General features: G+C 71.9%; 13 protein-coding genes. 5 read left to right on the top strand and 8 right to left on the bottom strand.

Annotated features, from left to right (window positions below; all coding sequences use genetic code 11):
* The first annotated feature begins 37 nt into the window (after positions 1-37).
* Positions 38-1,153, top strand: coding sequence for an NAD(P)-binding domain-containing protein (locus EDF47_RS12625; protein ID WP_131880738.1), 1,116 nt, complete (start codon positions 38-40; stop codon positions 1,151-1,153).
* Between the two features lie 101 nt (positions 1,154-1,254).
* Here EDF47_RS12625 and EDF47_RS12630 read toward each other — a convergent pair whose 3' ends face one another.
* The 4 genes from EDF47_RS12630 to EDF47_RS12645 form a co-directional block, all read right to left on the bottom strand.
* On the bottom strand, positions 1,255-1,695 hold the full coding sequence (locus EDF47_RS12630; protein WP_131880740.1) for a DoxX family protein: 441 nt from the start codon (positions 1,693-1,695) through the stop codon (positions 1,255-1,257).
* Between the two features lie 109 nt (positions 1,696-1,804).
* Positions 1,805-2,050, bottom strand: coding sequence for a DUF3072 domain-containing protein (locus EDF47_RS12635; protein WP_131880742.1), 246 nt, complete (start codon positions 2,048-2,050; stop codon positions 1,805-1,807).
* 53 nt (positions 2,051-2,103) lie between these two features.
* Positions 2,104-2,859, bottom strand: a complete 756-nt coding sequence (locus EDF47_RS12640) for a hypothetical protein (protein ID WP_111085562.1) — start codon at positions 2,857-2,859, stop codon at positions 2,104-2,106.
* A gap of 11 nt (positions 2,860-2,870) precedes the next feature.
* A complete protein-coding gene (locus tag EDF47_RS12645; RefSeq protein WP_123937529.1) occupies positions 2,871-5,090 on the bottom strand; it encodes an APC family permease in 2,220 nt (739 codons plus the stop codon).
* A 130-nt stretch (positions 5,091-5,220) separates the two neighbouring features.
* Here EDF47_RS12645 and EDF47_RS12650 point away from each other — a divergent pair, with 130 nt between their 5' ends.
* Entirely contained in the window at positions 5,221-6,009 is a 789-nt protein-coding gene (locus EDF47_RS12650; protein ID WP_131880744.1) for a MerR family transcriptional regulator, read from the top strand.
* 173 nt (positions 6,010-6,182) lie between these two features.
* Here the strand turns inward: EDF47_RS12650 and EDF47_RS12655 are convergent, their stop codons facing one another.
* From EDF47_RS12655 to EDF47_RS12665, 3 genes are all read right to left on the bottom strand, one after another.
* Entirely contained in the window at positions 6,183-6,764 is a 582-nt protein-coding gene (locus tag EDF47_RS12655; RefSeq protein WP_131880746.1) for a PadR family transcriptional regulator, read from the bottom strand.
* Complete coding sequence (locus tag EDF47_RS12660) at positions 6,761-7,651, bottom strand: DUF4097 family beta strand repeat-containing protein (RefSeq protein ID WP_131880748.1); 891 nt, start codon at positions 7,649-7,651, stop codon at positions 6,761-6,763. Before EDF47_RS12660 ends, EDF47_RS12655 begins: the two co-directional genes overlap by 4 nt.
* A 134-nt stretch (positions 7,652-7,785) precedes the next feature.
* On the bottom strand, positions 7,786-8,439 hold the full coding sequence (locus tag EDF47_RS12665; protein WP_123293664.1) for a hypothetical protein: 654 nt from the start codon (positions 8,437-8,439) through the stop codon (positions 7,786-7,788).
* 61 nt (positions 8,440-8,500) lie between these two features.
* On the opposite strand from EDF47_RS12665, the gene EDF47_RS12670 reads away from it, so the two are divergent.
* The 3 genes from EDF47_RS12670 to EDF47_RS12680 all read left to right on the top strand — a co-directional run bounded on the left by EDF47_RS12670 (position 8,501) and on the right by EDF47_RS12680 (position 14,250).
* Entirely contained in the window at positions 8,501-9,952 is a 1,452-nt protein-coding gene (locus tag EDF47_RS12670; protein WP_123293665.1) for a PLP-dependent aminotransferase family protein, read from the top strand.
* A 94-nt stretch (positions 9,953-10,046) separates the two neighbouring features.
* A complete protein-coding gene (locus EDF47_RS12675; protein WP_131880750.1) occupies positions 10,047-10,733 on the top strand; it encodes a DUF6518 family protein in 687 nt (228 codons plus the stop codon).
* Positions 10,734-10,797: 64 nt separating this feature from the next.
* A complete protein-coding gene (locus EDF47_RS12680) occupies positions 10,798-14,250 on the top strand; it encodes an efflux RND transporter permease subunit (RefSeq protein WP_131880752.1) in 3,453 nt (1,150 codons plus the stop codon).
* On the opposite strand, the gene EDF47_RS12685 is transcribed toward EDF47_RS12680, so the two are convergent.
* Positions 14,247-14,543 (bottom strand): hypothetical protein, encoded by a 297-nt coding sequence (locus EDF47_RS12685; protein ID WP_131880754.1) that lies wholly within the window; start codon positions 14,541-14,543, stop codon positions 14,247-14,249. The genes EDF47_RS12680 and EDF47_RS12685 overlap by 4 nt on opposite strands.
* Between the last annotated feature and the right edge of the window lie 98 nt (positions 14,544-14,641).

Below are 14,641 nucleotides of genomic sequence, written 5' to 3' on the forward strand. Positions count from 1 at the left end.
TCGCCGCGACGGCTCCGCGCACAGGAGAATCGAAGTGATGACCGAACCCCTCGAGAACCCAGCCGACCAGTCCGCCCGTGTCGTCGTCATCGGTGCGGGGCAGGCCGGACTGTCGGTGGGATACCACCTGCGCCGGCTGGGGCTCGTGCCCGGCACCGACCTGGTGCTGCTCGATCGTGCCCCGAGCACGGGCGGCGCCTGGCAGTTCCGGTGGGAGGCCCTGCGCCTCGGCGCGGCGCACCGCGTGCACGACCTGCCGGGGATGCGGGCGATGGGGCTGCAGTTCGACGACGCCGATCGGTCACGACCCGCCCGGGACGTCGTGGGGGAGTACTACCGGCGGTTCGAGCAGCACTACGACCTGCGGGTCCGGCGTCCGGTCTCGGTGCCGTCGGTCTCGCGCACCGCAGACGGCCGACTGTGCGTCACGACCCGCTCCGCCGACGGCACCGAGACCCGGATCCGCGCCGACGTCGTGGTGAACGCATCGGGCACGTGGGGCACGCCGTTCGTGCCGTGGTACCCGGGCCGAGGCGCGTTCCGCGGACGACAGCTCGACACGACCGAGTACCGCAGCGCCGCGGAGTTCGCCCGGCAGGACGTCGTCGTGGTCGGCGGCGGGACGAGTGCCATCGGATTCCTGCTCGAACTCGACGGCGTCGCCCGGTCGACCCACTGGTTCACCCGACGGCCGACGGTGTGGGCGGACTCGTCGTCGCTCGACCTCGAGTCGGCGGTCGCAGCGGTCGACGAGCAGGACCGGGCGGCCCGTGCCGGCGAGGTGCTGCCGAGCATCGTGAGCGGCACGGGCGTGCCGGTCTCGCGGCGGATCCGCGCGGGCATCGACCGCGGGGTGCTTCGCGACCAGCCGATGTTCACCCGGATGGACGAGACCGGCGTGGTGACGGCCGACGGCGCGCACGTGCACGCCGACGCGGTGCTCTGGGCGACCGGGTTCCGGGCCGACCTGCGGCACCTCGCGCCGCTGCACCTGCGGACCGCGGCCGGCGGGGTCGTCGTGGCGGACGGGCGCTCGGTCGACGAGCCGCGGTTGTTCCTGGCGGGCTACGGGCCGCAGGCGTCGACGATCGGGGCGAACCGGGCCGGACGGCTCATCGCCCGCCAGGTGATGGACGTGCTCGCCGCCGCGTGAGCCGCTCCGCCTGGTGCGAGGTTGACCACCCGGTGCGAGGTTCTTTCGGCGCACCGAGTGATCAACCTCGCACCAGGGGGCGCAGGGCGGCGCAGCGCGGGTCAGGCGGGCAGGGGCTCCTGCACGCCACGACGGCGACGGGACGACGCCAGGAACACGGCGTCGAGCGAGAACCGCCCCGGGCCGGTCAGCGCCACGACGAGCGACCCGACTGCCAGGACGAGCACGTACTCGAAGCCGCCGTCCTGCGAGTAGAAGCCGGACGACGCGTGCGCGAGCAACCCCGCGACGACCATGTCGACGGCGAGCAGGACGCCCACGACGCGGGTCGCGATGCCGAGCACGAGCAGCACACCGCCGACGAGTTCGAGGCCCGCCACCAGGGGTGCAGCGACGTCGGCGAGCGGGACGCCCATGCCGGAGAAGCCCTGGGCCACGTTCGGGATGCCCTGGGCGAACTTCTGCGCGCCGTGGGCGATGAACACCACCCCGAGGACGATGCGGAGCGCGGTCAGGCCGATGGAGGTCGATGTCGTTCGCATGGCCACGAAGCTAACCGGTGACGCGTCATCGAACCCCCTCGTCCGGGGGTCTGCCCGGACATCACCAGAACATGCCCAGGCTGGGGTCCGCCGAAGGGCGGACCCGCTCTCAGGAACCCGTGGCGTCCGTGCCGCGTCCGGTCTGCTGCTGCAGGCGGTCGATGTGCTCCGAGGCCTCGGCCTTGGTCAGGTCAGCGGAGAGCTCCTCGCCGGCTTCGCGGGCCAGGGTGTCGAGGTAGCTCCGCTGGGGTCCGGTCATCGGCTCGTCACCGGTGACCCACTGCTCGGGGTCCTTGCTCGCGTCGGTCGACGGGTCCGGACGGGCGCCGCCGAGGGTCTCTTCTGCATCACTCATGCCGAGGACGCTACGCCGCACCTCCGACGCACCCCGCAGGCCCTTGTCCCCCGTCAGACCGGCGTGGCCGAGTACCGCACCAGGTCCGGTCCGACCGCACTCGTGGCGATCGGCACGGTCCGTCCCTCGCGACGGACCCAGATCGTCGCGGCCTGCTCGTCGATCCGCTCGACCTCGTGCAGCGAGCCGTCGAGCAGCACGGTCGCGGACACCACGACCCGGCCGCTGGACGGCCGCGGGGGCAGACCGGGGACGTCGTCGTCGTACGCGGCGTACTCGCCGGGCTGCAGGAACGGGGACACCGGAGCGGTCACGACCTCGAAGCCCTCGTCGACCTCGGCGACCGCCACGAGGCGCACCGCCTGGTCCGTCGGCAGGGGGACGTCGACCACCCAGGGCGCCTCGGAACCGGCCAGTGCGCGGAAGGCGGGGCGACCGTCGGGGGCGAGCCGTGCCTCCAGGCCGTCGATCCGGACCCGTCCGCGACCGCGCGAATCGGCGTAGAGACCGGGCTCGATGCCGGACTGCCGCGCTTCGAGCCGGGTGATGACCACGCGGTCCGGGCGGTACCAGTCGCGGAGCGTCGACGGGTCGACCCACCCGACGCTGGGGACGCCGCGCGACAGCGCTGCCGACTCGTCGGCGGCGCGCTCGTCGAGCGCACCCAGGGGGTGTTCGCCGCGCACGGCGACGAGTCCTTCGTGGCGGCTGCCCGCGACGGGCTCGTGGTCCAGCACCTCGACGCGCTTCGACACCTTGCCGCCGTGGCCGTCGAACGTGGCGAACGTCCGCAGGTCGGTGATCGTCATGACGTCAGATGCTACGACTCGTCGCCCCGGCGCGGCGAGGTCGGCACGAGCGCGTGCAGCTCACCGGTGCACTGCGCGGGGTCGACGCCTTCGGCGGGACCGGCCGGTCGGGTCGCGCGACGCGGCTGCAGGCTGTTCCGCTGCGCGGACCGGGCCAGGCGATCGTCGACGACACCGTCGACCGGCGCTCCGGCCGAGCCGGCGAGGGACCGGCGGAGCGGCGGCCGCACGGGCTCGCCGCGACGCTCCTGGCCGGGGAGCGGACGCGACCGGCGGCCGTACAGCAGCTCGGACGAGTCGAGCAGCCACGGCACCAGCGCCACGGTGACGCCGTGCACGAGCAGGAGCTTCTTGCGGATGCGACGACCGCGGTGGTTGTGGAGCAGGCCCTCCCACCAGTGACCGACGATGAAGATCGGGGTGTAGACGGTGACGACCTCGGAGCCGTGCTCGAGCCGGTGCGCCTTGATGTACTTGATGAGCGGCATCGAGATGTCGCGGTACGGACTCGGCACGATGGTCAACGGCATCCGGATGCCGTACTCGGCCCACTGGTCGCGCAGGTTCTGGGCGTCGGCGTCGTCGATCGCGACGTGGACCGCCTCGCAGCTGGCGTGCTCGGCGGCGATCGCGTAGTCGAGGGCCTTCAGCACGGGCTTCTGCAGCTTGTTCACGAGCACGACGGCGTGGTCGCCGGTGGCACCGAACTCGGTCTCGACGTCGGCCTCGATCTCGTGCGAGACGTCGCGGTAGTAACGGTTCACGCCGAGCATGAGCACGTACAGGATCGGCATGATCAGGAACACGAGCCAGGCGCCGTGCGTGAACTTGGTGATCGTGACGATGACCAGGACGACGAGGGTGAACGTGGCGCCGATCGCGTTGATGGTGCGGGAGCGCACCACCTGCGCGCGGTTGACGGACGGATCGGCGGTGCCGGCCCGGTCCGCGCGCAGCAGTCGCGTCCAGTGCACGACCATGCCCGTCTGCCCGAGGGTGAACGACACGAAGACGCCGATGATGTAGAGCTGGATGAGGCTCGTGACGTTCGCCCGGTACACCACGAGCAGCGCTGCGGCGACGAGCGCCAGGACGATGACGCCGTTCGAGTAGATGAGCCGGTCGCCGCGGGTGGACAGGGCCTTGGGGGCGTAGGAGTCGCGGGCCAGGATCGAGCCGAGCAGCGGGAACCCGTTGAACGCCGTGTTCGCGGCGAGGAGCAGGACCGCCGCCGTCGTCGCCTGGATGACGAAGAACAGCACCGAGTTGTCACCGAACGTCGCCGCCGCGATCTGGGCGATGAGGGAGCGCTGCGGCGTCGTGGCGCAGTCCGCGAACCCCTGCAGGTCGCAGGCGCGTTCGGCGTAGTGCACGCGGGACACGAGCGCGAGCGTGATGAGCCCGATGAACAGGACGATCGCGATGCCGCCCATCGCCACCAGGGTCGCCTGCGCGTTCTTGATCTTCGGGCGTCGGAAGGCCTGCACGCCGTTCGCGATGGCCTCGACGCCGGTCAGGGCCGAGCAGCCGGAGGCGAAGGCCCGGAGGAGCAGCAGGATGAACGCCGCCTGCGTCGTGTGCTCGACGTTGTCGACGGTGTACCCGGCGGACTCGGCGACCGGTGCGTGCCCGGCGGCGACGCGGACCAGTCCGGTGACGACCATGACGAACACCGACGCCACGAACAGGTAGGTGGGGATGGCGAACGCCTTGCTCGACTCCCGCACGCCGCGCAGGTTCGTGGCGGCGAGGAGCACGACGAACACGAGCGCGAGTTCGACGCGGACGTCGTTCAGCATCGGCAGGGCCGAGATGATGTTGTCCACGCCGGATGCCACCGACACGGCGACCGTCATGACGTAGTCGACGAGCAGCGCGCTCGCGACGACCAGCCCGGCCTTCTCGCCGAGGTTCCGGTGCGCGACCTCGTAGTCGCCGCCGCCGGACGGGTACGCCTTGATGAGCTGCCGGTACGACGCGACGACCACCACGAGCAGCAGCACGACGAGCGCGGCCACCCACGGTGCGAAGGTCAGGAACGACATCCCGCCGAGCAGCAGGATCATCAGCAGTTCCTGCGGTGCGTACGCGACGGAGGACAGCGGGTCACTCGCGAAGATCGGCAGTGCCAGGTGCTTCGGGAGGAGCTGTCCTTCGAGCTTCTCAGAGGGGAGGGGATCCCCGATCAGTCGCGCTTTCAGCGACCGGACCTCGTTCGTCACGAGCGGCAAACCTACTCAGTTCCGGGCGGGAGTCAACACGGGTGCCCGGGCGGTCATTCCCGCTCGGTCGCGTGTCGTCGACGTCGCACCCCGATCACCTCTTGCGGTTGACGTTGCGTCAACCTCTACGGTGGGCTGCATGAGGGATCCGTCAGACATCGCCACCGCAGCTGCGAAAGCACCGCACGGCATCGCCGACGTGGCGCGATCCGCCGGGGTGTCGAGCCGCACGCTCCGCCACTACGACGCCATCGGGCTGCTGCCGGCCACCGCCGTCGGCGACGGCGGACTCCGCCGCTACGACGACCGGGCACTCGTCCGGCTGCAGCGCATCCTGCTGCTGCGCGGCCTCGGCCTCGGGCTGCCCGACATCCGCCGGGTCCTCGACGGCGAGCAGGACGACGTCGCCGCGCTCACCGCACACGTCGCCTGGCTCGAACGCGAGCGGGACCGCCTCGCCCGGCAACTCGCCGCCGTGCGCACCACCATCACCAGGATCGAGAACGGGGACACCATGAACGCCACGGACACCTTCGACGGGTTCGACCAGACCCGCTTCAAGCACGAGGTCGAGGAGCGCTGGGGAGCGGACGCCTGGCAGCGCGGCACCGCCTGGTGGGACGCGAAGGACACCGCGGGCAAGCAGGCGTTCCAGGACGAACTGCGCGCGATCGCCCAGGACGCCGCAGCGCTCGCCGCGTCCGGCGACGGCCCGGACTCGCCGGCCGCGCAGGCACTGGCGCGGCGGCAGTTCGCGTGGCTCGCCGAGTCGACGCCGCCGGCGGACCTCACTGCGGAGCGGTTCCGGACACTCGCCGAGATGTACGTGCACGACGAGCGGTTCGCGCACGCCTACGACTGGGCCGGAGCGGGTGCGGCACGTGCGCTGCGCGACGCGATGGTCGCGTTCGCCGACCGCGGGCTGTAGCGCACGAACCGCGGGCCGTAGTGCGCAGACGGAACCAGGTTCCGGTCACGACACCACGGATCGGCGTGGTGCTGTGTCCGGAACCTGGTTCCGTGGGTGGGGCTGTGCGGGGTGGGGCGGTGCGACGGGCGGCCGGGAGGCCCTGGGCGCGACCGCCTGTCGGCCGCGGGCCGTCAGAGCGACTTGCGCAGGGCCTCCAGGCCGTCACGCAGACGCGTCACGGTGTCCGCACGGAGTGTGCCGCGGGTCGCACGTCGGCGCAGGTCCGCGCGGACCTGCTGCCGGAACGACGACAACGCCATCTCGAGCTCGCGCAGGGCACGGGCGCTCTCCGACGGCACCGAGACGGGGTCCTCGTGGGAACCGGCGCCGGGGCTCTCCGCCGAGGCGGCGAGGTCGGCTCGGAGGGACCGCATCGCCTCGCCGACCGAGGCGCGGACGCCGTCGGCCAGGGACTTCACCGAGTCGGCGACCCCGGACTCGACCGCGGCGATCTCGTCGGCACGGGCCGCGAGTTCGGTGCGGCCGGCCTCGGTGATCGCGTAGACGGTCTTGCGGCCGTCGGCGGTCTTCGAGACGAGGCCCTCTTCTTCGAGCTTCGCGAGCCGCGGGTACACGGTGCCGGCGCTCGGCACGTAGGTGCCGCCGAACCGGTCGCCGAGGGCCTGGATGAGCTCGTAGCCGTGCATCGGGTGGTCCGCCAGCAGCACGAGCAGGTACAGGCGGAGGTGGCCGTGGGCGAAGACGGGACTCATGCGGGCACCTCGCCGTCGTTGGTCGGGGCGGTCGGGGCCGTCGGGGTGGTCGGTGCGGCCGGGGTCGTCGGTGCAGTCGGCTCGGCGGCGACCGGCGGGGCGTGCAGCACCGCGATGTCGCCGGAGACCGAGTTCACGCGCAGGTCCAGCCACTGGCCGGCCAGCTCGCCGCCCTGCTTGACGTACGAGCCGCGCACACCGCGGATCTCGGAGTCGTCGAACTGCAGCTTGCCGGACGCCGTGCTGACGGTGCACTGGTAGGCGACGCCGTCCTCGAGCCGGACGCTCACGCCACCGGAGACCGTGTTGACGCGCGCCGATTCCGGCACGCCGTGCAGGTCGAGCACGACGTCGGCCGAGACACCGTCCGCCTGGAACCGCGGGATCTCGCCCGTGGCCACGACGTCACCCGAGACCGTGTGCACCGTCAGCGCGCCGTCGAGCTCGCGGATGGTCGTCGCGCCCGACACGGCGTTGACCGTGACGTCGCCGGCGACACCGTCGACGACGAGGTCACCGGACACCGTGTTGAGCATCGCGCCGCGGTTCGTGCCGGACAGCAGCGCACCGGCCGACACGACACCGAGGTGCACCGAGGCGTCGCGAGGGACCAGGATGCTGACGTCCGCGTGGGCCTTGCCGCGGAACGACTTCAGGAACCCGATGGGGTCGTCCCACCGGATCTGCGGGTGGTCGACGGTGAGCGTGTCGCCGTCGACCTCGATCTTCAGCTGCTTGCCGGACACGCTGTGGACCTCGACCCGTGCGGTGGGTTCGTCGTGTGCCACGACGTCCACCTGACCACCGACGAGTCCGACACGGAGTGTGCGGACGATGCCGGTGTCGATGACCTTGGGCTCGTCGACGAGCCACTTCTCCTGCGTCATGTTGCTTCCTCCAACTCGCGATGTATCGCGTCTGTGCGAGTCACGCTATATCGCGACTCGACGCGGCGCAAGGATGCCGGGCGGATGGTGAGCAGAAATGGTCGGGTGGGGCCCTGCGACCCGACCATTCCTGCTCACGAAGCGTGCGCGACGGAAGTGGGGCGGGCCTCCCGGACGACCCGGCGCTCGGGGCTCCACGGGAACCGCCGGAAGAACGGCATGAGCGGCTGCACCATCGGGCCGATCGCGAAGGCGGCGATGACGGTGCCGGCCCCGACGTTCCCGCCGAGGATCCAGCCGACGACGACGACGGACACCTCGACCAGGGTGCGCGCGAGCCAGAGCGGCCAGCCGAGGCGCTCGTGCAGCCCGACCATCAGGCCGTCACGGGCCCCGGTGCCGAACCCCGCGCCGATGTAGAACGCCGTCGCCACGGCGAGCAGCACCAGTCCCGCGACGAACAGGGCGATCCGGGCGAGTAGACCGGACGGCTCCGGCACGAGCCAGAGCACCAGGTCGGCGCTCGGCCCGATCGCCAGCGCGTTCAGCAGCGTGCCGATGCCCGGTTTCTGGCGCAGGGGGATCCAGAACAGCAGGATCACGCCGCTCGACACGACGGTGATGACGCCGAACGACCACGGCACCACGTTCTCGAGGCCCTGCGTCAGGACGGTCCACGACGAGACGCCGACGACCGCTCGGACCTGCAGCGCGGTGGAGGCGCCGTAGAGGAACAGGCCGACGAAGAGCTGGACGAAGCGGAACGTGAGGGCGGTGCTGCGGGACATGGGTTCATCGTCGATGCGGATTGGACTGCTGGTCGAGAGCCAATCGCGCTACCGTGGACCCATGACACCCGTGCTGTTGAGTGCCCGATCTGCTGCCCTGCTGCTCACCGACTGGCGCGACGGCACCGACGCCCCGGCGTACGAGGCCCTGTCCGACGCCATCCGGGTCCTCGTCATCGACGGCCGGGTCGCACAGGGCGTGCGACTGCCGGCGGAGCGCGGACTCGCGACCGCGCTCGGCATCTCCCGCACGACCGTGGCGAACGCGTACGCCCGACTGCGGTCCGACGGGTTCGTCGTGTCGGTCCGTGGCTCCGGCAGCGTGGTCCACCTGCCCGCGTCCCTGATCGGCCGTCCCGACCCGGAACGGCTCGGCGGGGTGGTCGACGGCGAGCTCCTCGACCTGCGGAAGGCCGCGCTGCACTCGGCACCGGGGATGGCCGAGGCCGTCGAGCGGGCGGTGCGACACGTGCCCGCGGCGCTCGCCGGCATCGGGTACGACACCGTCGGCGACCCCGGGCTCCGCGCCGCCATCGCCGACCGGTACACCGAGCGCGGACTGCCGACCGACCCGTCCCAGGTGATCGTGACGATCGGCGCGCAGCACGCCATCGCGCTGCTCGCCCGGGTGCTCGTCCGCCGCGGTGACGCCGTGCTCGTCGAGTCCCCGACCTACCCGCACGCGCACGAGGCGTTCCGCGAGGCCGGCGGACGACTCGTCGGCGTGCCCGTCGACGCGCGGACCGGGTGGGACGCCGCCGCGCTCGAGACGACGCTGCGCCGGACCGCCCCGGCCGTCGCCTACGTCATGCCCGAGCTGCACAACCCGACCGGAGCGACCATGTCCGTGTCGACCCGCCAGCTGCTGCTGTCGGTCGCGGCGTCGGTCGGCACGACGGTGGTCGCCGACGAGACGATGGGCGAGCTGCGGATCGACGGCGCGCCGTCGCTGCCGCTGGCAGCAGCGGACCCGTCGGGGGCGTCGGTCGTGATGATCGGGTCGGCTGACAAGGTCTTCTGGGGTGGCCTGCGGATCGGCTGGATCCGGGCCGCACCGGCGCTCCTGCAGCGGCTGCTCGCCGCCCGCCCGACGGGCGACCTCGGCACCCCCGTCCTCGACCAGCTGGTCGCGCGGGAGCTGGTCCCACGCACGGCGGCCGTCCTGGAGGCGCGGCGCGAGTACCTGCGACAGGGTCGCGACGACGTCGTGGGCGCGCTCAGGGCACGACTGCCGGAATGGGACGTGCCGTCGCCCGCAGGTGGGCTGACGACGTGGGTGGGCCTCGGGCGACCGGTGTCGAGTGCGCTCGTGCTGGCCGCGCGGTCCGAGGGCGTGGTGCTGGCGTCCGGCGGGGTGTTCGGCCCGGACGGCGGGTTCGAACGGTTCCTGCGGGTGCCGTTCACGATGGCGCCGGCGGACCGCGGTCGTCTGGTGGACGTGCTCGAACGGGCGTGGGCTCGGGTCGGTGGGGAGTCCGCCGGGGTGCGGGGGTCGCTCGCCGCGGTGGTGTGAGCAGTCGTGGGGTCATCCTCTGGGGTGATGGGCCGGGGTCGTTCTCGCTCCGTGGGGTGATGTGCGCGGCGGCGGACGACGCGATGCTGATGCCATGAACGCGACCCTGTCCGCCGGTGCTCCGGCCGCTGCTGCGTCCCCGTCGTCCGCGTCGCCGTCCGAGCCGTGCCCCGCGGTGCCGGCTCTGGTGCGCGTCACGATGGCCCTGAGCGGTGCGCTGCTCGCCGGTGTGCTGACCTCGTTCGGGCAGACCGTGCCCGCACTGTCGTCGGTCGCCAACTCGGCCGGCCCCTGGTTCCTGGTCGCCGTCGCGCTGTGCATCGGCGCCGGAGCCCGTGCCGGCCGGTTCGCCCTGCCGCTCGCGATGCTGCTCGGCGTCGTGCTGCTCGAACTCATGCACGTCGGCTACTGGGCCACGACGAACCTGCGCGGCTACCCGGACTTCCTGTCCGTCACAAACCTGTGGGTGCTGCTCGGCGTCCCCGCCGGGCTGCTCGCCGGTGCGGTCGCCGTGTTCGTCCGCTCCCGCGACGCCCGCTGGCGTGCCGGAGCGTTCGGGGTCACCGCCGCGATCCTGATCGGCGAGGGGGTGCGGGCGCTGCTGCAGGTGGTGGCCACGACCGGCCCGGTGACCTGGGTGGTCGAGATCGTCGTCGGCATCCTCGTGCTCGTCGTCGGGGTGGCCACCGCCCGGTCGTCGGTCGGCCGCGTGATCGCCCTCGGCAGCGGCGTGCTCGGCACCGTCGGCGTGCTCGGCGCGTACCTGCTGCTCGGTGGCTGACCCGACGGCTGACCCGAAGGCCTGATGCGGACGCGCACGGGCTACGGCTGCGAGGATCGATGACGTGCACCTCCTCTCGGTCTTCAGCCTCCGCAACCGGGCCCTCATCGCGCTCGTCACCATCGTCGTCGCGATCTTCGGCGGCATCGCGCTGTCAAACCTCAAGCAGGAGCTGATCCCGAGCGTTGAGTTCCCGCAGGTCGCGATCGTCAGCGCGTACCCGGGTGCCACGCCCGAGGTGGTGTCCAACGACGTCTCGACGAAGATCGAGCAGGCGATCCAGGTCGTCCCGGACCTCGAGTCCACCAGCGCGACCTCGTCCACCGGACAGAGCGTGGTGTCGGCGTCGTTCCAGTACGGATCGAACCTGGCCAGCGCCGAGGACAAGATCCAGACCGCGGTGAACGCGCTGTCGCTGCCCGACTCGGTGCAGACGCAGATCGTCACCGGGTCCTTCGACGACCTGCCGGTGCTGCAGGTCGCGGTCTCGGCGTCCGGCAACCAGGAGCAGCTCGTCGACCGGCTGCAGGCCTCGGCGATCCCCGACCTCGAGAAGCTCGACGGCGTGCGGCAGGCGGACGTCTTCGGCAACCCGGGCCGTCGCGTCGTCATCACGCCCGACCAGGACGAGCTCGCCGCCCGTGGCCTCACCCAGACGGCGATCTCGGACGCCCTCGACGACAACGGCACCCTGATCCCCGGCGGCACGATCACCGAGGACGGCTCGACGCTGTCGGTGCAGACGGGCGAGCGGATCGCCTCGCTCAAGGACATCCGCGCGCTGCCGTTGACGAGTTCGTCGAGCTCGTCGAGTTCGTCGGGTTCGGACGGGGCCGGGTCCGCTGGCGCCGGTGGGACGGCGTCCGGTGACGGTACGGCCGTGGGCGCGACCGGGACGGGTACGACGGGGACGGGTACGACGGGGACCGGCACGGGTGCGACCGGTTCCGCGCCCACGGGTGACGCCGCGACGGGCGGGTCCACGACCGCCGCCACCCCGACCGACACCACGCTCGGCGACGTCGCGAAGGTCGCGATCACGGAGTCACCGCGCACCTCGATCAGCCGGGTGGACGGTGAGCAGGCCCTGACGATCTCGATCACCAAGACGCAGGAGGCCAACACCGTCGACGTCTCGAAGACCGTGCGCGACGCCCTGCCCGGCATCGAGGACAAGATCGAGGGCGACCCCCGCTTCACCGTCGTCTTCGACCAGGCGCCCTACATCCAGCAGTCCATCGACTCCCTGGCCGAAGAAGGGCTGCTCGGGCTCGCCTTCGCGGTGATCGTCATCCTGGTCTTCCTGCTGTCGTGGCGCTCCACGCTCGTCACCGCGATCTCGATCCCGACGTCGGTGCTCCTCGCCGCGATCGGCATGCGCGCCGCGGGGTACACGCTCAACATCATCACGCTGGCGGCACTCACGATCGCGATCGGCCGCGTGGTCGACGACTCGATCGTCGTCATCGAGAACATCAAGCGGCACATGCTCCCCGGAGTCGACCGTGGCCAGGCCGTGCGGGAGGCCGTGCGCGAGGTCGCCGGAGCGGTCACCGCCTCGACCCTGACCACCGTCGCGGTGTTCCTGCCGGTGGCCTTCGTCGCCGAACTCGTAGGGGAACTGTTCCGTCCGTTCGCCGTGACGGTCACCCTGGCGCTCGTCGCGTCACTGTTCGTCTCGCTCACCATCGTCCCGGTGCTGGCGTACTGGTGGCTGCGCCCGTCGAAGGTGAAGCCGGGCGACGCGGCGGCAGCGGCGGCGGACACGGACGCGGAAGCGGCGGCGGTACCGTCGGCGGTCGATGCCGAGCGCGATCGTCCAGAGGGAGCGCTCGCCTCCGCAGCGGACCTGCACGACGCCGGCCGGGTGGACCGCCTGCGCCGCGTGTACCTGCCGGTGCTCCGGTGGGTCGTCCGCAAGCCGGTCGTCGTCATCCTGCTCGCCGTGATCGTCCTCGGCGGCACGGTCGCCACGCTGCCGTTCGTCACCACGAACTACCTCGGCGACTCGGGGCAGAACACCTTCACGGTCACGCAGGACCTGAAGGCCGGCTCCAGCCTCGCCGTCCAGTCCGAATCCGCGCGCAAGGTCGAGCGGGCGCTCCAGGGCGTCGACGGCGTCGAGACCGTGCAGACCACCATCGGCACGAGCGGCCAGTCGATCCAGGCGGCGTTCGGCGGTGGCGGCAGCGCGTCGGTGCAGTACGCCGTCACGACCGATGCCGAGGCCGACCAGCCCACGATCCAAGCCGACGCCCGGAAGTCGATCGCGCGGATCGACGACGTCGGCGAGGTCACCATCGCGTCGTCCGGCGGCGGGTTCGGCGGCAGCAGCGACATCGAGGTCGACGTGACCGCGCCGACCCAGGCGCAGCTCGAGACCGCGTCGCGCCAGGTGCTGAAGACCATGCAGTCGGTCCCCGACACCACGAGCGCCACGAGCAACCTGTCGGCCGCGGAGCCGTTCCTGGCCGTCCGGGTCGACCGGCAGAAGGCCGCGTCGCTCGGCCTCACCGAGACCCAGGTGGGTGGCCTCGTCGCCGCCGCCGTCTCACCGCGGGACACCGGCAGCATCGAGATCGACGACGCGACGCTCGACGTCTACATCGCCGACCCCGAGCCGCCGACCACGATCGCCGTGCTCCGTGCCCTCGACGTCCCGACGAGTACCGGCACCGTCCCGCTTTCCGACGTCGCCACGGTGGAGGAGTCCGAGGGTCCCACCACGGTCACCACGACGAACGCCGCCCGCACCGCCACGATCACCGTGTCGCCGGACGCCACCAACCTGGGTGCGGCCGTGCAGTCCGTCACGACCGCCGTCGACGAGCTCGACCTGCCGAAGGGCGCGACCGCGTCCATCGGTGGCGTCGCCGCCAGCCAGTCGTCAGCGTTCTCGCAGCTCGGCCTCGCGGTCCTGGTCGCGGTGCTGATCGTATACGTGATCATGGTCGCGACGTTCCGGAGCCTGCTCCAGCCGCTGCTGCTGCTCGTGTCGGTGCCGTTCGCGGCGACGGGCGCGATCCTGCTGCAGATCGCCTCCGGTGTCCCGATCGGCGTCGCGTCGCTCATCGGTCTGCTCATGCTCGTCGGCATCGTCGTGACGAACGCGATCGTGCTCATCGACCTCGTCAACCAGTACCGACGGCGCGGCTTGCGGGTGCGTGAGGCGTTGATCGAGGGCGCGACGCGACGCCTCCGCCCGATCCTGATGACGGCGATGGCGACGATCTTCGCGCTGCTGCCGATGGCGATCGGCCTGACCGGCAAGTCCGGGTTCATCTCGCAGCCGCTGGCACTGGTCGTGATCGGCGGGCTGGTGTCCTCGACACTGCTGACGCTCGTGGTGCTGCCGGCGCTGTACTTCGTGGTCGAGCGGGCACGCGAGCGCAACGCGGACCGGATCGCCGCGGGCAAGACCCGGAAGCAGGCGCGCGCTGAGCGACGCCAGGAACGCGCGGAGCATCGGGCGGAACGACAGCGGCGTCGAGCGGCGCGTTCCGACAGCGCGGCTTAGCGGCGGTACTCGGCGTCGATCGCGGCGAGGGGCGAGACGGCGGGACGGTCGGCCCGCTCCTCGCGCTCGACGGCGCGGAACCACGACACGAGCACGCAGGTCAGCGTGACCAGGAAGACGATCCCGGCACCCTGCGCGAACACAGCGAGGTGCCCGGTCGCAGCCGCGTACCCGCCGAAGGCCATGGTGGCGGCGAACGACAGCCCGAGCAGCAATTCCGCGGAGGTCTGCAGCGCGGAACGGTCCCAGCGGGTCGCGGCGGCGCGTGCAGGGCGGGTGGAGGTGTCGGTCACCCCGGAAGTCTGCGACGTGGTGGCTGCCGGCAGTAGTCCCGACTCCGGGTGCCACCCACCCGGGGCACGCGGCAGTGCGGCTCCGCGAGCGCGCCCGC

Source organism: Curtobacterium sp. PhB190 (assembly GCF_004365385.1).
Classification (GTDB): domain Bacteria; phylum Actinomycetota; class Actinomycetes; order Actinomycetales; family Microbacteriaceae; genus Curtobacterium.